Raw genomic sequence first — 21,440 nt, 5'->3', positions numbered from 1 at the left:
GCGGCGCGGGGCGGTGCGCGCATTTCAACCCATAGGGCCACATCGGCCGGACAAGGAGCCCGTCATGGCTTTGTTCCCCGTCATCTCCAATTTCCAGCACGACTTCGTGCTGCTGCTTGTGCCCGTTGATACCGAAAACACCATGGATGAGGTCGCCGCGGCCGCCGCCGGTCACTCTGTGGGCGTGCGCGTTGCGCCGCGGCCCGACAAGGTGGTCCGGGTGCGCCGCCAGGGTGACGCGGATTTCTTTCCGCGGGAGATGCGGCTCGCCGAAAGCGGCATTCGCCCGATGGAAACCCTTGAGTTCATCTTCTGCGATGCGTGAGGGATCATGAGTTTCAAGCTTGCGGCGACGCTCGACGACCTTTGGGAAGGGGACATGGCGGAGGTGGAGGTGGATGGGCAGGTGATCCTGCTCGTCTGGCCGGAGGGCGGCGACATCCGCGCCTTCCAGGGCATCTGCCCGCACCAGGACATTCCTCTCTCGGAGGGCAAGCTGGAGGGTGGGGTTCTCATGTGCCGCGCCCACCAATGGACCTTCGATGCCGGCACCGGGCGGGGCGTGAACCCGAAGGACTGCCACCTCGCCGAATATCCGGTGAAGGTGGTGGGCGAATCCATCCTGGTCTCGACCGAAGGCGTCGAGCCCCGCTTCGCCCACACCTAAGCCCGCGCGGCGCCTGAGCGAAAGCAGCGCAGAAATGCCCGCGCGGCGCCTGAGCGAAGACAGCACACACCGCGGACCCAGTCGCCCCAAGACCCAAGACCCAGGGCTCCGGCCGACAGCCGAGGGCTGCAACGAAAACATCGGGAGGAGACCAACGTGACAGTCAAGGACGTGGCCAATGGCTACCGCAACAACCGGGTCGGCCCCATCCTGCGCGCCGGCCCGCTTACGGCCGGCGTCATCGAGGCGGCCGAAGAGGACAATCCCGGCAAGACCATCAACGTGGATGACAAGCTCGCCTACGTGCGCATCGAGGCCGAGGGCGAGATGATCCTGCGTCGGGCGACGCTGGAGCGCACGCTCGGCCGGCCATTCCGCATGCAAGAACTGGAGATCAACCTCGGCTCCTTCGCCGGACGCATCGAGATGACCGAGGATCACGTCCGTTTCTACTACGAAAAAACACTCTGACCCGGGAGGGAAGACGATGAACCAGCCCGCAATCGCCCAGCCGCTGAAGACCTGGAGCCATCTCGCCGCCCGCCGCCGCAAGCCGAGCGAATACGAGATCGTCTCCACCAACCTCCATTACACCACCGACCGGCCTGACGCGCCGTTCGAACTCGACCCGGATTTCCCGCCGGCCAAGTGGTACAAGACCTACCGCAACGCCAGCCCGCTGGTTCATCCCGACTGGAACGCCTTCCGCGATCCCGACGAGATGGTCTATCGCACCTACAACATGCTCCAGGACGGGCAGGAGAACTACGTCTTCGGCCTGTTCGACCAGTTCTCCGAGCGCGGCCACGACGCGATGCTTGAGCGCTCCTGGGTGCGCCACCTTGCGCGCATCTACACGCCGGTGCGCTACCTGTTCCACACGCTGCAGATGGGCTCCGCCTATCTGTGCCAGATGGCGCCGGCCTCCACCATCTCCAATGTCGCCACCTATCAGACGGCGGATTCACTGCGCTGGCTCACCCACACCGCCTACCGGACCCGCGAACTCGCCAAGAGCTTCGACGATCACGGCTTCGGCACCGGCGAGCAGACGATCTGGGAGACCGATTCCGCCTGGCAAGGGTTCCGTGAGCTGGTGGAGAAGGGCCTTGCCACCTATGAGTGGGGCGAGCACTTCGTGGCCATGAACCTCGTCGCTCGCCCGGCGCTGGAGGAAGCGGTGCTGCGCGGGCTCGGCCAGGCGGCGCGGCACAATGGCGACACCCTGCTCGGCCTGCTGTGTGATGCGCAACTCCTCGATGCCGACCGGCACCGCCGCTGGACCTCGGCGCTGGTAGCCCTGATGCTTGAGACCGAGGGCAATCGCCAGGTGCTCAACGACGGGCTCGCCAAATGGGCGCCGCTGGGCGATGCCGCCATCGACGCCTACAGCTCCCGCTTGCCCGACGCCCGCGACGGGGCGAACGTGGCCAAGGCGGCGGTCGCAGCCTATCGCCGCGGCCTCGGCCTCGGCGCCTGACCGGGGCGTCGGACATGAGCCATCGGATCACGCTGGAAGGCGGGGACGGCTTCGACGTCTCCGCCGGCGAGGACACGCTGCTGAGGGGCGCGCTGCGCGCAGGCGTGGGGTTCCCCTACGACTGCAACGTGGGCGGATGCGGCAGCTGCCGCTTTGATCTCGTCGCCGGTGAGATGGAGACGCTGTGGGAGGAGGCGCCGGGCCTCTCCGAGCGCGATCGGCGGCGGGGCAAACGCCTTGCCTGCCAGTCGCGGCCGCGCTCCGACTGCACCATAAAAATGCGGACCGGCGAGGAATATCGCCCGCCCGTTCCGCCCCGCCGGATGAAGGCGGTTCTCGCCTGTCGGCGCCCCGTGACCTCCAGCATGTCCGAATTCGTGCTCAGGACGGCCGAGCCGGCACATTTCATCGCCGGCCAATATGCCATCTTCCGGCCGCCGGGGGCGGAGGGGGCACGGGCCTATTCCATGTCAAACCTGCCCAACGGGGAGGGCGAGTGGCGTTTCGTCATTCGCCGGGTTCCCGGTGGGCGGGGCAGCAATGCGATGTTCGACGCGGTTGAGATCGGTGATACGCTCGAACTTGACGGCCCCTACGGCCATGCTCATTTTCGAGCCGAGGCGCCGCGCGACGTGGTGTGCATCGCCGGCGGCTCTGGCATCGGCCCGGTGGTGTCGGTGGCACGGGCAGCGGTGGAGGCGATGCCGGGGCGCCGGCTTTTCGTCTTCGAAGGGGCGCGCACGCGTGAGGATCTGTGCTTCCCAGCGTTGATGGGGGCGGCGCAGGGTGGCGTTGCCGCATACACGCCGGTTCTCTCGGCTGAGGCGGACGACAGCGGGTGGGACGGGGTGCGCGGCTTCGTCCATGAGGAGGTGGAACGTGCGGTGGGACACCGCGCAGCGGAATGTGAATTCTATTTCGCCGGTCCGCCGCCGATGACGGAGGCGCTGCAGAAGCTTCTGATTGTCAACTGGACCGTGCCCCTCGCACGCATCCATTTCGATCGCTTCTTCTGAGCTTTTCGTTCCGGGCGTTGGAGCGGCGGAGGAAACGACCGGCAGCACTGTCGGCGTCAAAACAAGAAGCCGACCAGGGAGAGGCCTCGCCATCGCCATGAGAGACGAGCGGAGCGCGCGACTGAAGCGTCGCCTGCACCGGCAGACCGGCCTGCCGGGGGAGGCGCGCGCGCCTTCCTCCGATGTCTGGACGCGGGCGGAGGCCAGCCTCTCGGACATCCATGTCCCGGAAATCCACGACCTCGCCGACCGCTTGCGTTTCGCCCCCCAGCAGGGGCGTATCCGGCTCGACGACCAGCGCATGATGCTGATGCACGTCAGCTCCCTCGGCGCGTTGCGCCAGGAACTGATCGAGAGCCTCGGCAAGGAGACCGCGCGCGGTCTCATCACCCGCATCGGCTATCAGGCCGGCGCCAACGACGCCAAGATGGCGAAGAAGCTGCGTTCCGGATCGAACACGCTGGACAGTTTCCTCGCTGGCCCGCAGCTCGTGTCGCTGGAGGGGATCGTCCATTGCGAGCCGGTGGCGCTCGACATCGATGTGGCGAACGGCCGCTACTACGGCGATTTCCATCTCATCGACTGCGCCGAGGCCGAGGCGCACCTCGCCAGCTATGGCCTTGGGGACGAGCCGGCCTGCTGGATGCTGGTGGGATATGCCTGTGGCTATACCAGCACTTTCATGGGCCGGCCGATCCTGTGGCGGGAACTCGAATGCAAATGCACCGGCCACACCAAGTGCCGGGTCATAGGCCGCCCTGCCGAGGAATGGGGCGAGGAGGCGCGCGAGGATCTGCGCTTCCTGCAGATCGGCGACTTCGTGAAGTTCAATCCCGCCCCGAGCGGGAAGCTGCCCGCCACCGCGCGCCTTGCGGCACTCGACGTAGCGCTGCCGGACAATGATTTCGGCATGGTCGGCATCTCCAGCGGTTTCAACACCGTGTGCCATTTGGTGAAGAAGGTCGCGCCCACGGAGGCGACCGTGCTGTTCCTCGGCGAGAGCGGGGTAGGCAAGGAAATCTTCTCACACAACCTCCACCGTCTCAGCTGCCGCGCCAAGGGCCCGTTCGTGGCGGTCAATTGCGCGTCCATCCCCGAGCAATTGATCGAGTCCGAGCTGTTCGGCGTGGAGCGCGGGGCCTTCACCGGTGCCACGGCCTCTCGAGCGGGTCGGTTCGAGCGCGCGCACGGCGGCACGCTGTTCCTCGACGAGATCGGCACTCTCAGCTACACCGCCCAGGGCAAGCTGCTCCGCGCGCTGCAGGAAGGCGAGATCGAGCGGGTGGGGGATTCCCGCGTGCGCAAGGTCGACGTGCGGGTGATCGCGGCCACCAACGTCAACCTGCGGAATGCCGTGAAGGATGGAACCTTTCGCGAGGATCTGTTCTACCGCCTCAACGTCTTCCCCATCCGCGTGCCGCCGCTGCGGGATCGGCGCGACGACATCCCCCTGCTGATGAACTGGTTCATGCGACGCGCGTGCGCGAAGCACCGCAAGAGTGTCACCGGCTTTCGCGAGCGGGCGGTGGACGCCCTCATCACCTACAATTGGCCCGGCAATGTGCGCGAGATGGAAAATCTGGTGGAGCGCGCTGTCATCCTCGCCGACGAGGGCGGCGCGCTGGACCTCTGCCACCTCTTCACCACCGGCGAGGAGGTGACCGACACCACTTTCGTGGTGCAGAAGAACGGCGCGTTGCTGCAAAGCTCGGAAGCGGACGATTTGGACGAGGCGGCGGAACGCGGCGCGCTCCAGCCTCTCGCCGACACCGAGGCCCGCATACTGCGCCTCGCCTTGTCGGAGGCGAAGGGTAACCTCTCCCTTGCTGCGCGCCTCCTCAGCATCAGCCGCCCGACGCTCGCCTATCGGCTAAAGAAGTACAACATCAGTTGACGGCTCCTGTGTGGCTATCGATTGGCTCTTGCTTTTCTCAGCGAAGAAATCGCCCCAGATCCCCGGAGGCCATTCGGTTTGAATCCCGCCGCCAGTTGGTGCTGGTTGAAGTTGCTCCTTCCGGCATCTCGGCCCGAGGGGCAATGCGAGCCACGTAGAGCGCCATGGACGCGTTCCGGGTGAAGGCCTCCGGGTCGCCGTCGTGCTGGGCTGTCATGCTCGGGCGCATCGGCGTGCAGCGTTCGCAGCACGCCGTTCACACACTCAATCGGCGGCAGGCCACAGATCGGCCCCGCATGCTCCGGCGTTCCCTTCTGCGCGGGAGAAATATCCCGGTTGAGATAGATTGATCAAATACTATAATTTTATAAATTCTAATCTAATTTGCAAAAATATACGCCTGCGCAAGGATATTTGACGCCTCAGTCATCCTTTCATCCGTGGACCTCAGGCGGTAGCTATGTTTATCCTTTTATAGATGTTGAACCGGCCACCTCAGCGGCGTCGCGCGCACCTGTGCGCCGCACCGGATTCTTGATGCGAGGCACGTCGTGAGGTTCCTGGTCGATCAGTCGTTGCTCCGGCGCAATCCTGCTTTTCGCAATCTGCTCATCGCCCGTGGCATCTCGCTGATGAGCCTCGGCCTGCTCACCGTGAGCGTGCCGGTGCAGGTTTTCACGCTGACGGGCTCGACCGTGCAGGTCGGCCTGGTGGCGGCGCTCGATGGCATCGGCATGTTCGCGGGCCTGCTCATTGGCGGCGTCCTCTCGGATACATGCGACCGGCGCGACCTGATCCTGTTCGCGCGGACCACCTGCGGGATCGGCTTTCTCGGCCTCGCGCTCAACAGCGTCATGGAGTCTTCGTCGCTGACCATCCTCTACGCGCTGGCCTTGTGGGACGGGTTCTTCGGCGCGCTGGGCGTGTCGGCGCTCATGGCGGCCATGCCGTTCATCGTCGGGCGCGAGAACATCATGCAGGCGGGTGCGCTCGGCATGCTGGTGACGCGCTTCGCTACCATCGTCTCTCCCGCCGTGGGCGGCGCGATCATCGCCCTGGACGGTCTTTTCTGGAACTATGTGGGTGCGGCCGTCGGCACCCTCGTCACCGTGCTGACGCTCCTCTCACTGCCGTCCATGGCGCCGGAGCGACAGGAGGCGCAGCATCCGCTGCGGATGATGGCCTCGGCCTTCGGTTTCCTGTTTCGCCAGCGGCGCCTGCTCTTCGTCTTTGCCATGGGCACGCTGCTGACCTTCACCACCTCCATCCGCATCCTGTTTCCGGCCATCGTCTCGGAGACGCTGGGGGGCGGCGCGTTCGAGATCGGTCTCATGCATTCGGCGGTGCCGCTGGGCGCGACCCTAGGCGCGATGCTGAGCGGCTGGGCGCACGGCCTGCGCCGGCCAGAGCTTGCCATGTCCGCCTTGTGCGCCGTCGCCTTCGCCAGCGTGATCGCGCTCGGTGCGGCGGGCCATATCGCGCCGATGCTCGGCGCCCTCGTGGCCTATGGCTACGCCAATTCGGTCGCCTCTCTCCTGCAATACACCATCATCCAGGACCACACGCCGGACCAATTCCTCGGCCGCATCAACAGCCTGTGGGCGGCGCAGGATGTCGCCGGCGACAGCATTGGCGCGGTCGGCATCGGCGCGCTGGCGCAGGCCCTGCCGAAGACCGGCCTGATGGTCATGGGCTTCGGCGCGCTGGTGGTCGGCGGGCTGCTGAGCCTCGGCTTCAACCCGCACCGACAGCCGGACCCCGCGCTTGCCGGTGAGGGCCGGCCGGCGGCGGAAGGCTAGGCCGTGGGCGTGCTGTCCACCCGTATCGACCGGCGCGGCGGCCTGCTGCTGGCGCTGGTGGCGGCGCTGGGGGCCGGGGTCTTCGTGCTTGATGCCCGGCCCGGCGCCAATTCCGAAGAACCGCGCTTCGACACGGCGGTGGTTCGTCGTGGCAGCATCGAGGAGAGCGTGAGCGCCCTCGGTCGTCTCCAGCCCCGCGACTATGTGGACGTGGGCGCGCAGGCCTCCGGACAGTTGCTGCGCCTCCACGTGCATGAGGGCGACAGGGTGGCGGAGGGCCAGCTTCTCGCAGAGATCGACCCGACCCTGCAGGAAGCGCAGGTGGAGGCCGGCGAGGCCGAGATCGCCCGCCTCAAGGCCCAGTTGATCGATCTGGAGGCCCGCGCCCGCTTCGCCAATGACCGCGCACAGCGTCAGGCGCGCCTCGCGCGCAACCAGTTCACCAGCACCGAGGAGAACGACCGCGCCGCCATGGAGTCGGCCGCCGCCGCCGCGCAGCTTGAGATGACCCGCGCGCAGATCCGGCAGCTGGCGGCCACCCTGCGCTCCAACGAGGCGCAGTTGCGCTACACCAAGATCTACGCCCCCATGGCCGGGACCGTGGTGTCGGTCGAGGCGCGGCAGGGCCAGACCCTGGTCGCCACCTACCAGACGCCGCAAGTGCTGCGCATCGCCGATCTCTCGGTAATGACGGTCTGGACGCAGGTGGCGGAGGCGGACGTGCCACGGCTTAAGGTGGGCATGCCGGTGTGGTTCTCCACCCTCGGGCATCCCGACAAGCGCTGGGAAAGCGCCGTGCGGCAGATCCTGCCCGGCCCGGCGCAGGCGGCAGGCTCCGGCGGTACCCCGCCCTCCGCCGGCAGCGCCATCGGCAACGGCGTGGTGCTCTACACCGCTTTGTTCGACGTGCCCAACCCGGACGGCGAGCTGCGCCCGCAGATGAGCGCGCAGACCTTCTTCGTCACCGCGCGGGCAGAGAACGCGCTGATCGTGCCCGTTGCGGCGCTGAAGCCGGTGGAGGGCGCGCGGGACCGCGCCACCGTGCGGGTCATCGGACCGGAGGGTATCGTCGGCCGCGCGGTTCGGATCGGCGTGCGCACCCGCTTCGAGGCGGAGGTGCTGGAAGGGCTCGCCGAGGGAGAGCGCGTCATCACCGGCGAGCGCGCGCAGGAGGAGCGGAGCGCCATCCGCTTCACCCAGTGACGGCGCCGCGCGAGCCGCTCATCGCCATGTCCGGCATTCGCCGCGCCTTCACCGAAGGGTCGGTGACGACCGAGGTGCTGCGGGGCATCGACCTCACCATCCATGCCGGCGAATTCGTCGCCATCGTCGGGCAGTCGGGCTCGGGCAAGTCCACGCTCATGCATATCCTCGGGCTGCTCGACCGGCCGAGCGGCGGCAGCTACCGCTTCGCCGGGGCGGATGTGAGCACCCTGTCGCGCGATGCCCAGGCGCGGCTGCGGCGCGCCGTGTTCGGCTTCGTGTTCCAGCGCTACCATCTGTTGCCGGGCGTGAGCGCGCGGAGCAATGCGGCGCTGCCGGCGGTCTATGCCGGCCTCGACGGCGCCGCGCGGGACCAGCGCGCGTCCGGCCTGCTTGCACGGCTCGGCCTCGGGGACCGGCTGGACCACCGGCCGGACCAGCTCTCCGGCGGCCAGCAGCAGCGTGTCTCCATCGCCCGCGCTTTGATGAACGGCGGGCGCGTGATCCTCGCCGACGAGCCCACCGGCGCCCTCGACAGCGCCAGCGGCGCCGCCGTGATGGACCTCTTGAAATCCCTCGCGGAGGAGGGCCACACGGTTATCCTCATCACCCACGACCCTGAAGTGGCGCGCCGTGCGCGGCGGATCGTGGAGATCCGCGACGGGCAGATCGTCAGCGACAGCGGGGGGCCGGAAGTCGTCGCGCCGCCCGCCACGGCGATGGCGCCGGCGCGGGCTGCGCCGGCCTGGTTCGCCTTGTCCGAGGCGTTGCGCTCCGCCCTCGCCGGGCTCTCCGGCAATCCGTTCCGTACCGCGCTCACCCTGCTCGGCATCGTCATCGGCACCGCCTCGGTGATCGCCATGATGGCCATCGGCGAGGGCACCCGCCGCGAGGTGCTCGCCCGCGCCGCCGCCACCGGCACCGACTGGATCGTGGTGATGCCGGACAATGACAACCCGGCGCTGCCCGGTGGTCGCATGACCCTCGCCGACGCGCAGGCGCTGGAGAGCCTGCCCAACGTCAAGGCGGTCAACCCCGGCCGCTGGACCACCGTCACCCTCACAGCGGGCGCCGTCACCATCCGCTCGGAGGCGTTCGGCACCTCAGTTGCCTATCCCGAAACGTTCCGCTGGCGGACCAGCCCGGGCTCCTTCTTCACCACGGCGGACGAGCGGGCAGGGGCGCCGGTGATGGTGCTCGGCGCCGCGGTGGCGGCGCGGCTTTTTCCTGGCGTCGCCGACCCGACCGGGCGCCACGTGCTGGCCAACGGCATCCCTTTCCTCGTCACCGGCGTTCTCGAACCCAAGGGCCCGGACGAGCGTGGCATGGACCGCGACGACCGGGCGGTGCTGCCGCTGTCCACAGCCGCGAGCCGGCTGATCGGCTCCACCGACCTCGGCGGCATCCAGATTACCGTGAAGGACACAGCGCGCCTCGCCGAAACCAAGCGCCTCATCACCGAAACGCTGGCGGCGCGCCATCGCATGGAGGATTTCTTCGTCAACGACATGGCAAGCCGCATCGCCGCGCTGGCGCAGACCCAGTCGGCCATGGCCGGGCTGCTGGCGGTGGTCGCCTCGGTGTCGCTGCTGGTGGGCGGCATCGGCGTCATGAACATCATGCTCATGAGCGTCACGGAGCGCACGCGCGAGATCGGTATCCGCATGGCGGTGGGCGCCTCCGCCGCCGACATTCGCAGCCAGTTCCTGGCCGAGGCGATGATCCTCGCCGCCGTGGGCGGCCTCGCGGGGGTGGCGCTGGGGCTCGGCACCGGTATCGGCGCGGCGCTGATGCTGGGCTTTTCCGTCGTGTTCCAGCTGAAGGCCATCGCGCTGGCGCTTGCCGCCGCCATCGGCACCGGCCTCGTGTTCGGCACCATGCCGGCCGACCGCGCGGCGCGGCTCGACCCCGTGGTGGCGCTGGCGCACGAATAGCAGACTGCAAATATAGATCTGTTCATTTGAACAAATCTACAGTATTTGACGATCATTCATGGCTTTTTTCCTTCCGGGCGCCTCACGCCGTCGCGCGATGCGGGTGCACAGTGCCGGTTATCTGCACATCACCTTCACCGGAAGGATGACGCCTTGATCTCCGATACGTGCCTTGCCGAGCCTGGCCCTGCCGCTCCCTTGTCCAAGGACGCGCTGCGTGCCCAGCTGCGGCGCTTCCTCGACGAGGAGCCCGCGGACGATGACAACCTCATGGATTTCGGCCTGAACTCCATCGCCGCCATGCAGCTCGTCAGCGAGTGGAAGGCCGCGCATGTGGAGGTGAGCTTCGTCGAACTCTCCCGCTGCGCCACCCTCGATGCCCTCTGGGACCTGCTCAAGAGCAAGTCCACCAACGCAGCGTGAGGAGGCGACGGTGGACGACCAGCACGTCAACCCTTTCGACGATGAGCGCAGCGCGTTCCTGGCGCTGGTGAATGCCGCCGGCCAGTACAGCCTGTGGCCCACGTTCCGCGCGCCGCCGCCGGGCTGGCGCATCGTGCACGGCCCGGACGCACGCGCGTCCTGCCTCGCTTTCATCGAGAGCGAATGGCGCGACCTGATGCCCATTGCCGGCTGACCGGAAGACGTTTCCCATGCGCATGCTCCCCCTCGTCAGCACCCAGCTGGGCATCTGGCTCGCCGACCAGATCGACCGGCGGGGCAACACCTATGTCATCGCCCACGCGGTGGAACTCGACGGTCCCATCGCGATCGACGCCTTCGCGGATGCGGTTGCGTCCGGCCTCGCCGAGGCGGACACCGTCGGCGCGCGCTTCTTCTCGGACGAGGCGGGTACCTGGCAGGTGTTGCCGCAGGTCAGCGCGGCGGCTGGTGGGAGGCTGGAGCATCTTGATCTTTCCGGCACCGCCGATCCCGTGGCGGCGGCGCAGGCGCTGATGGCTGAGGACATCGCCGAGAGCCTGCCCGCGAACGGCGCGCGCCCGCTTTGCCGGCAGGTGCTCATGCGGCTTGCGCCGGACGGGGCGCCGCCGCGTTGGCTTTGGTACCAACGCTATCACCATCTGATGCTGGACGGCTTCAGCTTCACCGCCCTCACGCGCCGCATCGCCGAGATCTATACGGCGCGGACGGAGGGGCGGCCGGCGGGGCCTTCGCCCTTCACCGGCGCCGCTGCCGTGGTGGAGGAGCATTACGCCTATATCGCCTCCCCGGCCTGCGGTCGCGATCGCGCCTTCTGGGGCGCCTATTGCCGGGATCTTCCGCCCCCGTGCGATCTGTCGGCCCGCCTCGGCGCCGGTCCGGCGGAGGCGGCGCCCGCCCGCATTATCGCGTCCAGCCGCACCTTTCCAAAGGAGATGCTGCCGGCGCTGGAGGCCATCGCCGCTGAAGCCGGCGTCGCGGTGTTCGACATCCTGATGGCTGCGGTGGCGGCCTATCTCCACCGCATGGGCGGCGGGACGCAGCAGGTGCTGGGCGTGCCCTTCATGCGCCGAATGGGTTCTGCCGCTGCCGCTGCCGTCGCGCCGACGGTCAATGTCCTGCCGGTGCGCATCGAGATTGATCCGGCCGCCGGTCTGCTCCACACGTCGGAGCGGGTGAAGGCCGCCCTGCGCGAGGTGCGGCGCCACCAGCGCTACGACGCCGAGCAGATCCAGCGCGACCTCGGCTATGTGGGCAGCGGCCGGGCGCTCTATGGCCCGGTGGTGAATTATCGCCTGTTCGACTACGACCTCGACTTCGGCGGGGTGCGCGGCACCACCCGCCACATCGCCACCGGCCCGGTGGACGACATCGAATTCGGCCTGCAGATCCATCACGGCCGGATCACACTGGAGCTGCGCGCGGATTCGGGCCGTTATGCCCCGGTCGATCTCACGCTCCACGGCGCCCGGCTGGAATGCCTGCTGGAGGCCTTCCGGCAGGAGCCCCTAACCCCGGTCTGCGCGCTGCCCGTCATGGGGCCGCAGGAGGCCGGCGCCCTCGCCCGCTGGGCGGAAGGCGTGCCGACGCCGCCGCTCGATCGCGCGGCGACGATCCTTGACCTCTTCGTGTCGCAGGCCGCCCGCACGCCCGAGGCGGTCGCCCTCGTCTGCGGGGCGCGGCGGCTCACCTTCGCGGCGCTGTCGGCGCAGGCGTTCCGGCTGGCGCGCCGTCTGATGGCTGAGGGCGTTCGGCCGGGCGAGCCGGTGGCGGTCGCCCTGCCGCGCTCGGCCGACGCGGTGGTTGCCCTCATGGCGGTGCTGACCAGCGGCGGCGCCTATATGCCGCTCGACCTCGATCATCCGGCGGAGCGCCTCGCCGCCATGTGCGCCGATGCGCGCCCCCGGCTGGCGCTGACCACGCAAGCAGCGGCCCGCCACGTGCCGGCCGGCGTCCGGGCGCTGTGCCTCGATGACCCGGTATTTTCCGCCATGCTCGCCAGCCTGTCCGGCATGGCGATCCGCGCCGACGAACGCACCCGGCCGATCCGCGCGGAAGACGTGGCGGCCCTCATCTTCACCTCGGGCTCCACCGGACGCCCCAAGGGGGTGATGGATACCCACGGCGCGCTTCTCAACCTCGTCTCGTCGCACAGGCGCGACATCTACGGCCCCGGCCTCGCGGCGTTCCGCGCCCAGCATCCGGGCCGCGCGCTCAGGGCGGCGCACACCCATTCCTTCGCCTTCGATTCCTCCTGGCTCCAGCTGTTCTGGATGATCCTGGGGCAGGAACTGCACGTCATCGACGAAGACCTGCGGCGCGATGCCCACGCGCTCGTCGCGCACATGCGCGAGCGATCGATCGACGCGTTCGACCTTCCGCCGTCCTTCTGCGCGCAGATGCTGGGCTCGGGGCTGATGGAGGGCGGAAGCCACCATCCGACCGTGCTGTTGATCGGCGGAGAGGCGGCGTCGCCCAGCCTGTGGAGCGCCCTGCGGCGCCATCCGGCCCTTCACGCCCACAATCTCTATGGACCGACCGAATACACCGTGGACACGCTGCGCGCCGACATCCACGAGACTCTGGTTCCTGTCGTGGGGCGGCCCATCGGCAATACGTGCGTCCGGGTCCTTGACCGGCGGCTTGATGCCGTTCCCACCGGTGCGGTGGGCGAACTCTACATCGCCGGACCGGGCCTCGCCCGCGGCTATTGCGGCCGGCCCGGCCTCACCGCCGAGCGGTTCGTGGCTGATCCGGCCGCCGACGGCGGGGTCATGTATCGCACGGGCGATCTGGTGCGCTGGACAGCGGATGGTCAGATCGAATTCCTCGGCCGCGCCGATCATCAGGTGAAGATCCGCGGCTACCGCGTCGAGCTGTCGGAGGTCGAGAGCGCGCTGGCCGCGCTGCCTGGCGTGGAGACCGCGCTGGTGGTGGCCGAGCCCATCAACGAGAGCCACCGTCTCCTCGCCTATTGCACGCTGGAAGGCGTGGACGATCCCCGCGCGCGGGGCTGGCGCGCCCAGGACCTGCGCAGTTCGCTCAGGGATCGCCTGCCGGACTATATGGTGCCGGCCATCGTCACGATCCTGGAGGCCTTCCCGCTCAATGTGAATGGGAAGGTGGACCGCGCCCGCCTCCCATCTCCGTCCGCAGCGGTGGCCGTTGCGCCATCGACACCCGAGGAGATGCGCGTGGCCCGGGCCATGGCGGCGGCCCTCAAATTGCCGGCCGTGGATGCCGAAAGCGACTTCTTCGCCCTGGGGGGCGACAGCATCAGCGCCATCGTGCTCTGCAATCTCCTGCGCGGGGAAGGTTTTTCCCTGCGCCCGCGGGATGTCTTCCTGTGCCGTGATCCCCGCCGCATGGCCCATGCCATGACGGCCATTGCGCCCGCCGCCGCGGCGACGCCCGCGCCGAAGCACCGGGTGGCGCAGATGGAGATGATCGCGCTCAAGGCGCGCTACGGCGCCATCGACGAGGTTCTGCCGGTGCTGCCGACGCAGAAGGGCATGCTGTTCCACGCCCAGCTCGGCGGACAGGCGGACAATTACAACGCCTTCACCCGCATCGAGCTGGAAGGTCCCCTCGACGTGCCGCGCCTCAGGCGGGCGTTCGATGCGGTGATGCGCCGGCATCCCCAGCTCGGCGGGCTGTTCGACACGGCGGGCGAGGAGCCGCTGCTGGTGGTGCCGGAACCAGGGGAGGGGGCCCTGTGGCCCTTCGCCGTCCATGACCTCCTGGCGCTGGAGCCCGGCGCCCGCGCCGCCGCCCTCGAACGGATCGAAACCGGGGCAGGGGAGCGCAGCCTCGTCGCGCCCGCCTTCCGGCGGCTTGTCCATGCCGACCTCGTGCGCCTCGCGCCCGAGCGCCATGTGCTTATCGTCCTCGTCCATCACCTGATGATCGACGGCTGGTCCACGCCGCTCCTGCTGCGTGACGTCATCCGCGCCTATCGCGAGGACGCTCCGCTTCCGGCGCTGCCGGTCTCCTACGGGGAGGTGGTGCGAACCCTGGCGGCACGGGACCTCTCGGAAAGCCGGTCGATATGGGCGGAGGCGCTCGCCGGCGTGGCTCCGTGCCGGTTGTTTGAGCAGGTCCCGCCCACCGGCACCGTGGAGGAGGCCGTCTTCGCGCTGAGCCCCGAGCGGACCGAGGCGCTGCTCGGCGAGGCGCGTCGGCGCGGGGTCACGCTCAACGTTCTCATGCAGGCGGTGTGGGCGGCAGTGGTCGGTGTCATGGCAGGGCGCGATGACGTGGTGTTCGGCACCCCCGTCTCCGGCCGCGCCGCGCAGGTGCCCGGGATCGAGGCTCAGGTCGGCCTGTTCCTCAACACCGTCCCCGTCCGCGTCCGTCTCGAGGCCGGCGCGAGCCTGTGGGACCAGATGGAGGCCATGCAGTCCCGCCACGCCCGGCTGATGGAGCACGACGGCCTGGGGCTCGGCGAGATCCAGGAAGCCGCCGGCAGCGGCGCCCTGTTCGATACCCTTCTGGTGGTGGAGAACTATCCCGACAGCGACTATCTCGACCAGGACATGGCCGGCCTCAGGCTCGCCGACATCCGCAACCGCGGCTACAGCCATTATCCGCTCGCCTTGCTGGTGCTGCCCGGCGCGGCGCTGACGCTGCTGGTGGAAAACCGGGGCGCCCTGGCCGATGCCGGCGCCTTCGTCCGGCGCATCGCCGGCCTCCTCGAGGCCCTCGCCACCGCGCCCGGCCTGCCGCTCGCCGCGCTCCCCATGGCCTCCGCCGAGGACCTCGCCTTCATGGCGTCCGTCAACGCCACGGAGCGGCCGCTGCCTGCGCTCACCCTGCGTGACCTCCTGGTGGCGCAGGCGGCGCGCACGCCGGAGGCGGTGGCGCTGGTCGACGAGGCCGGTGCCCTGACTTTCAGGGAGGTCCGCCACCAGGTGCTGCGCCTCGCGCGGGACCTGCGCGCGGCCGGGGTCCGGCCCGGCGACGTGGTGGCGGTGGCGCTGCCGCGCTCGGCGCGGCTCAGCCTCGCTTTGCTGGCGGTGATCGAGGCGGGCGCCGCCTTCCTGCCCCTCGACCTCGGCTATCCCTCCGAACGGCTCGCCTACATGCTCGACGACGCCGCGCCCCGGCTCGTCGTCACCGACAGCGCAACGCGCGCCCTGCTTCCGGAGCACATGCCGGCACTGGTCTTCGATATCCTCGCCGACCCCGATGTCGAGGCCGGGGAACACGTGCCGACGGATGGCCTCGCGCCCGATCATCCGGCCTATGTGCTCTACACCTCCGGCACCACCGGCCGGCCCAAGGCGGCGGTGATCCCGCACCGGGCCATCGTCAACCGCATCCTGTGGATGCAGCACGCCTATCCGCTCGATGGCAGCGACGTGGTGCTGCAGAAAACGCCGTGCGGCTTCGATGTCTCGGTGTGGGAATTCTTCTGGTCCTACGTCGTCGGCGCGCGGCTGGTGATGCCGCCGCCGGAGGCGCACCGCGATCCCGACGCGCTCATCGGCCTCATCGCCACCCATGGCGTGACGACGCTGCATTTCGTGCCGTCCATGCTCGTCCTCTTCCTCGATGCGGTGGAAGACGCCGGACGGGGGACCGACTGCCGCAGCCTGCGCACGGTGTTCGCCAGCGGCGAGGCGCTGGGGAAGGGCCTTGCCCGCAGCTTTGCCGCCGCTCTGCCGGAGGCCCGGCTGCACAATCTCTACGGTCCCACCGAGGCCGCCGTGGACGTGACCTCCGCGCCTGCCACCGGGCCGCTCGCCGAGGGCGAGGGGGGCGTGCCCATCGGACGACCGGTGTGGAACACCGCGCTGCGCATCCTCGACCATCATCTGCGACCGGTGCCGGTGGGGGGCGCGGGCGAGCTTTATCTGTGCGGCGTGCAACTCGGCCACGGCTATCTCAACCGCCCCGGCCTCACCGCCGAGCGGTTCGTCGCCGATCCCTTCGCCGAGGGCGCGCGCATGTACCGCACCGGCGACGTAGCCCGCTGGCTGGCGAGCGGCGAGGTGGAGTATCTCGGCCGCACCGACCACCAGATCAAGATCCGCGGCCAGCGCGTGGAGCTGGGCGAGATCGAGGCGCAGATGGAGAGGCTGCCGGGCGTGGCCCGCGCCATCGCCCATGCGGCGAGCCTCGGCGGGGCGGTGACCGTGGCGGGGGCCGATGCGCGCCAGATTGTCGGCTATCTGGTGCCGGCCCCCGGCGCGGCCCTCGACCTCGATGCGGTGCGGGCTGCCCTGAAGGCGGTGCTGCCCGCCCACATGGTGCCGGCGGCGCTGGTGACCCTCGATGCCGTCCCGGTCTCGCCCAACGGCAAGCTCGACCGCAAGGCCCTGCCGCTGCCGAACCTTTCTGACGCCGGAACGGGCGGCCGTCCGCCGGCGGAGGGGCTGGAGAGCCGCCTCGCCGCCATCTTCGCCGATCTGCTGGAGCGCGAGAGCGTCGCCGCGGACGACGACTTCTTCGCCCTCGGCGGGCATTCCCTGCTGGCCATGCGACTCGCCGCGCGCATCCGGCGCGAGCTGAAGCGGCAGGTCTCCGTGGGCCAGATCGTGCTGATGCCCACCGTCGCGCGGCTCGCCGAGCATCTCGTCGCCGGCGACATCGTGGGCGGCATGGCGAAAAGCGGCTTCGATCTTGTCGTCCGCCTGCGCGAGGGGCGCGGCGCGCCGCTCGTCTGCATCTATCCGGCGTCCGGGGTGTCGTGGCAGTACAGCGTGCTGTCGCGCTATCTGCGGCGCGACATGCCCATCGTCGGCCTTCAGTCGCCGCGGCCCCTCGGCCCCATCGCCACGGGCGCCGACATGGACGAAGTGTGCGACCGCCAACTCGCCATCCTGCGCGAGGTGCAGCCGAGCGGCCCCTATTATCTCCTCGGCTATTCGCTGGGCGGCACCATCGCCTACGGCATGGCGGTGCGCCTGCGCCGTCTGGGCGAGGAGGTGCGCTTCCTCGGCCTGCTCGACACCTATCCCGCCGAGGCCCACGACTGGAGCGATCCCGAGGGCGCACAGGCCAATATCGGCGCCGAGCGCGAGCAGGAAAGGTTCATCAACGAGGCCATGGCCGACGTCATGGACGACGATTTCCGCCGCGAGAAGGAAGAAATGTTCGGCCACATCTTCGAGAACTACCGGGACGCCGTGACATTGCTGTCTCAGGCGCGGACGGAAGACTACGACGGCCACGTCACCTTGTTCGTGGCCATGAAATCCATGCTGCCGGAGATCGACCCCGAGGGGGCGTGGAAGCCCCGGGTCGGGCAGCTTTCCATCCATCGTCTCGCCCATTGCTCGCACGAGGACATCGTTTCCCCCGCCTCCCTGGAAATCCTCGGTCCGCTGCTCAATGCGCTGATCGAGGAGAGCGACGCGGGCCAGCGGCGAAGCCTGAGCCGTGCCAGCCAGATGGCGGGCTAGTTTCCCTTTCACCTGCACGGAGGTCGGCCATGAATGTGCTGGCACGTCCCACAGTCCGTCCACCCGCTCCTGCGTCCCTGCGTCCCGCTCCGCTGCGTGCTTTCGGCGCGCTGCCGGCGCTGGACCCCGCCCCGTGTCCCGGCGCGGCGGGAAGCGTGTTCGCCTTCCAGTCGCGCGGACGACTGCTGCATGGCACCGGCGCCGCCGCGGCGCTGCCACGCGGCGCGGCGGACACGCTGGGTGCGCGGCTGGATGCCTTCTTCGGGGAGGCGGGCCGCGAGGCCGTGGTGGCGGGCGCCCTGCCGTTCGATCGCGGCGCCGGGGATTGCCTCTGGCAGGCCGCCGAGGCGGTGCGCTGCGCCGCGCCGCTGAGCCCGGTGCCGGCCGCGCCCGGCCAGGGCTGGCAGCTCGTTCCGGAGCCCTCCGCAGAGGGCTACGCCGCGTCGGTGCAAAAGGCCCTCGCGCAAATGGCGGTGGAGGCGGGCCAGCCTGGCGGGCTCAGGAAGATCGTGCTGTCCCGCAGCCTCCTCGCCACCGCCGACCATGCCATCGACCTGCCGGCCCTGTTCCGCCGGCTGGCCGTCGATCCCGCGGTCACGGCCTTCCTCGTGCCCCTGCTGCCACGCGACGGCGTGCCTCGCGTGATGGCCGGAGCGACGCCGGAACTGCTGCTGGCGAAATCCGGAGCACGCATCTCCTCCCATCCGCTCGCCGGTTCCGCCCGCCGCCGGGCCGACCTTGCCGAGGACGCGGCCGCCGCGGCCGGTCTCGCCGCATCGGGCAAGGACCGGCGCGAACATGCCCTCGTGGTGGAATTCATCCTCGATACGCTGGCGCCATTCTGCCGCCGCCTGTTCCGGCCGGAGGGGATGGCCCTCGCCAGCACGGCCAGCATGTGGCACCTCGGCACCCGCATCAAGGGCGACCTTAAGGACCCCGACCACTCCGCCGCTCTGCTCGCCGCCACGCTGCACCCGACCCCCGCCGTGTGCGGCGTGCCCCGCGCGGCGGCCGCCCGTCACATCGGCACGCTCGAAGGCTATGACCGGGATTTCTATGCCGGGACGGCGGGCTGGTGTGACGGGCGCGGCGACGGCGCCTGGTACGTAACCATCCGCTGTGCGGAAATCTCCGGCGCCACGGCCCGCCTCTATGCCGGGGCCGGGATCGTGCCCGGCTCCGACCCGCAGGCGGAAACCGAGGAGACGGCCGCCAAGTTCGGCGCCCTGCTGAACGCGCTCGGAATTGCCGCGACACCCGGAGCCCGCTCGTGAGCAGCCCCCGGCAGATCTGGCCCGAGGCCTTCGCCGCCCGCTACCGGGCCGCCGGCTACTGGCGCGGCGAGACCTTCCCCGCCATGCTCCGGCGGCAGGCGGCGGAGCGGCCCGACGCCGTGGCCATCGTGGACGGGGAGCGGCGCTGGACCTATGGCGAGCTGAACCGCCGCGCCGAGGCCCATGCGGCCGGATTCCTCGCCCTCGGGCTCGCGCCCGGGGCGCGGGTGCTGGTGCAACTCGGCAATGTGGCGGAGTTCTTTTCCGTCGTCTTCGGCCTGTTCCGCGCCGGGCTTGTGCCGGTCTATGCGCTGGCGGCCCACCGCCTTGCCGAGGTGGCCCATCTCGCCCGGCGCTCGGAGGCGGCCGGCTATGTGGCCTGCGACCACTATGCCGGCTTCGACTATCGCCCGCTCGCCCGCGCCCTCAGGGTCGAGGCCCCGGCGCTGCGCCATGTGGTGATTGCGGGGGAGGGGGATGGCCTGGATGGCTTTTTGCCCCTCGACGCCGTGACCGGCGCTGGACCCTTGCCGGACGATCCCGATCCGGCCTCGGTCGCCTTCCTGCAGATTTCCGGTGGCAGCACAGGCCTGCCGAAGCTCATTCCCCGCACCCATGACGACTACATCTACAGTTTCCGCGCCAGCAATGAGATCTGCGGTGTCACCGCCCGCACGGTCTATCTCGCCGCTTTGCCGGTGGCGCACAATTTTCCCATGAGCTCGCCGGGCCACATGGGCACGCTCCATGCGGGCGGCCGCGTGGTGCTGGCGCCGGCGCCGAGCCCGGAGGTGGCCTTTCCCCTCATCGCCCGCGAGAAGGTCACGCTCACCGGCCTCGTGCCGCCCCTGGCGCTCCTGTGGATGCAGGCGGCGGCGACGACGGGGCACGATCTTTCCAGCCTGGAGGTGCTTCAGGTGGGCGGCGCCAAATTCGCGCCCGAGGCGGCGCGGCGGGTGCGGCCCACTCTCGGCTGCGCGCTCCAGCAGGTGTTCGGCATGGCTGAGGGGCTGGTGAACTACACCCGGCTCGACGACCCCGACGCGGCGGTGATCGAGACCCAGGGCCGCCCCATCAGCCCCGACGACGAGGTGCTGGTGGTGGACGACCTTGGCCATCCCGTGCCGGACGGCACGCCGGGGCATCTGCTGACGCGCGGCCCCTATACCATCCGCGCCTATTACGACGACCCCGCCGCCAATGCGCGGAGCTTCACGGCGGACGGCTTCTACCGCACCGGCGACATCGTGCGGCGCCTGCCCGGCGGCTATCTCGACGTGCAGGGGCGGGCGGGCGACCACATCAACCGCGCTGGCGAGAAGATCTCGGCCGAGGAGGTGGAGGACCATCTCCTCGCCCATCCCGCCATCTTTGATGCTGCCGTGGTGGCCATGCCCGACCCCATGCTCGGAGAGCGCAGCTGCGCCTTCGTCATCGCCAAGGTGCCGGGGCTGAAGGCTTCGGAGGTGAAGGCCTTCATGCGCGGGCGCGATATCGCCCCGTTCAAGGTGCCGAACCAGGTGGTGCTGGTGGACGCCTTCGCCACCACCGCCGCTGGCAAGGTCAGCCGCAAGGAGCTGCGCGCCCGACTAAGGGACATGCTCATCGCCCGCGAGAAGGAAACCGCCTGATGTCCGCCGCAACCGCCCGCACCATGGCCGCCGTCACCCCGCGGCCCGGCCTTCCTGCCATCGCCCCCTATGCGCTGCCCACCCAGTCCGACTTGCCGAAGGCGCGCGCGCCCTGGGTCGCCGAGCGTCAGCGGGCGGCGCTGCTGGTGCACGACATGCAGCGCTATTTCCTGCGTCCCTACGCCGCGGAAGAGAGCCCCCTCGCGCCGGTTGTCGCCAACATCGCCCGACTGGTTGCGCACTGCCGCGGCGCAGGTATCCCGATATTCTACACCGCGCAGGAGGTGAAGCAGGACCGGCGCGACCGGGGGCTCCAGGCCGATCTCTGGGGCGCCGGCATGACTGACCCTACTGAACACCGCCCGATCGTGCCTGAACTGGCCCCGAACGATACGGACATCGTGCTTGTCAAACACCGGTACAGTGGATTCCAGCGGAGCAATCTTGAAGCGCTGATGCGCGCCCGCGGCCGTGACCAGCTCGTCATCTGCGGCGTCTACGCCCACATTGGCTGCCTGCTCACCGCCGCCGACGCCTTCATGCGCGACATCGAGCCCTTCTTCATCGCCGATGCGGTCGCCGACTTCTCTCGGGAAAAGCACGATTCCGCAATTGCTTACGTTGCGGACGTGTGCGGTGTGCCGCTGGTCGCGCAGCAGGCTATGGATGTCCTGTGACCCGTCGCGGGAGGTACT

Annotated in this window: 15 protein-coding genes; all 15 read left to right on the top strand. The window is 69.4% G+C overall.

The features are described from left to right. Window positions 1-64 precede the first annotated feature (64 nt). The 15 genes from D7006_RS14140 (at window position 65) to D7006_RS14070 (ending at window position 21,422) form a co-directional block, all read left to right on the top strand. Complete coding sequence (locus tag D7006_RS14140) at window positions 65-325, top strand: toluene-4-monooxygenase system B family protein (protein WP_237353490.1); 261 nt, start codon at window positions 65-67, stop codon at window positions 323-325. A 6-nt stretch (window positions 326-331) separates the two neighbouring features. Further along, window positions 332-667: a Rieske 2Fe-2S domain-containing protein gene (locus D7006_RS14135; protein WP_237353489.1), complete on the top strand. Its 336-nt coding sequence runs from the start codon at window positions 332-334 to the stop codon at window positions 665-667. Window positions 668-823: 156 nt separating this feature from the next. Continuing rightward, entirely contained in the window at window positions 824-1,138 is a 315-nt protein-coding gene (locus D7006_RS14130; protein ID WP_237353488.1) for an MmoB/DmpM family protein, read from the top strand. A gap of 16 nt (window positions 1,139-1,154) precedes the next feature. Beyond that, a complete protein-coding gene (locus tag D7006_RS14125; RefSeq protein ID WP_237353487.1) occupies window positions 1,155-2,147 on the top strand; it encodes an aromatic/alkene monooxygenase hydroxylase subunit beta in 993 nt (330 codons plus the stop codon). 14 nt (window positions 2,148-2,161) lie between these two features. Beyond that, window positions 2,162-3,163, top strand: a complete 1,002-nt coding sequence (locus tag D7006_RS14120) for a 2Fe-2S iron-sulfur cluster-binding protein (protein ID WP_237353486.1) — start codon at window positions 2,162-2,164, stop codon at window positions 3,161-3,163. 97 nt (window positions 3,164-3,260) lie between these two features. Beyond that, window positions 3,261-5,057, top strand: coding sequence for a sigma-54-dependent Fis family transcriptional regulator (locus D7006_RS14115; protein ID WP_237353485.1), 1,797 nt, complete (start codon window positions 3,261-3,263; stop codon window positions 5,055-5,057). A 551-nt stretch (window positions 5,058-5,608) separates the two neighbouring features. Then, complete coding sequence (entS, locus tag D7006_RS14110; protein ID WP_237353484.1) at window positions 5,609-6,856, top strand: enterobactin transporter EntS; 1,248 nt, start codon at window positions 5,609-5,611, stop codon at window positions 6,854-6,856. Between the two features lie 3 nt (window positions 6,857-6,859). Beyond that, entirely contained in the window at window positions 6,860-8,059 is a 1,200-nt protein-coding gene (locus D7006_RS14105) for an efflux RND transporter periplasmic adaptor subunit (RefSeq protein WP_237353483.1), read from the top strand. A gap of 26 nt (window positions 8,060-8,085) precedes the next feature. Next, complete coding sequence (locus tag D7006_RS14100) at window positions 8,086-9,993, top strand: ABC transporter permease (RefSeq protein ID WP_237353482.1); 1,908 nt, start codon at window positions 8,086-8,088, stop codon at window positions 9,991-9,993. 153 nt (window positions 9,994-10,146) lie between these two features. Further along, on the top strand, window positions 10,147-10,416 hold the full coding sequence (locus D7006_RS14095) for a phosphopantetheine-binding protein (RefSeq protein ID WP_237353481.1): 270 nt from the start codon (window positions 10,147-10,149) through the stop codon (window positions 10,414-10,416). 10 nt (window positions 10,417-10,426) lie between these two features. Beyond that, entirely contained in the window at window positions 10,427-10,630 is a 204-nt protein-coding gene (locus D7006_RS14090; RefSeq protein WP_237353480.1) for an MbtH family protein, read from the top strand. A 16-nt stretch (window positions 10,631-10,646) separates the two neighbouring features. Next, window positions 10,647-17,840 carry a non-ribosomal peptide synthetase gene (locus tag D7006_RS14085; RefSeq protein WP_237353479.1) on the top strand — a complete coding sequence of 2,398 codons (7,194 nt, stop codon included), beginning with the start codon at window positions 10,647-10,649 and terminating at the stop codon, window positions 17,838-17,840. Window positions 17,841-17,869: 29 nt separating this feature from the next. Then, window positions 17,870-19,114 (top strand): isochorismate synthase MenF, encoded by a 1,245-nt coding sequence (locus tag D7006_RS14080; RefSeq protein WP_237353478.1) that lies wholly within the window; start codon window positions 17,870-17,872, stop codon window positions 19,112-19,114. Next, window positions 19,111-20,745, top strand: coding sequence for a (2,3-dihydroxybenzoyl)adenylate synthase (locus tag D7006_RS14075; RefSeq protein WP_237353477.1), 1,635 nt, complete (start codon window positions 19,111-19,113; stop codon window positions 20,743-20,745). The genes D7006_RS14080 and D7006_RS14075 overlap by 4 nt, the downstream gene beginning before the upstream one ends. Then, entirely contained in the window at window positions 20,745-21,422 is a 678-nt protein-coding gene (locus D7006_RS14070; RefSeq protein ID WP_237353476.1) for an isochorismatase family protein, read from the top strand. The genes D7006_RS14075 and D7006_RS14070 overlap by 1 nt, the downstream gene beginning before the upstream one ends. The last annotated feature ends 18 nt before the right edge of the window (window positions 21,423-21,440 follow it).

The sequence above is a fragment of the Xanthobacter sp. YC-JY1 genome (assembly GCF_021730305.1).
GTDB classification, from domain to species: Bacteria; Pseudomonadota; Alphaproteobacteria; order Rhizobiales; family Xanthobacteraceae; genus Xanthobacter; species Xanthobacter flavus.
Note: the sequence above shows the minus strand (reverse complement) of the source record. Positions and strands in the feature narration are given on the sequence as shown.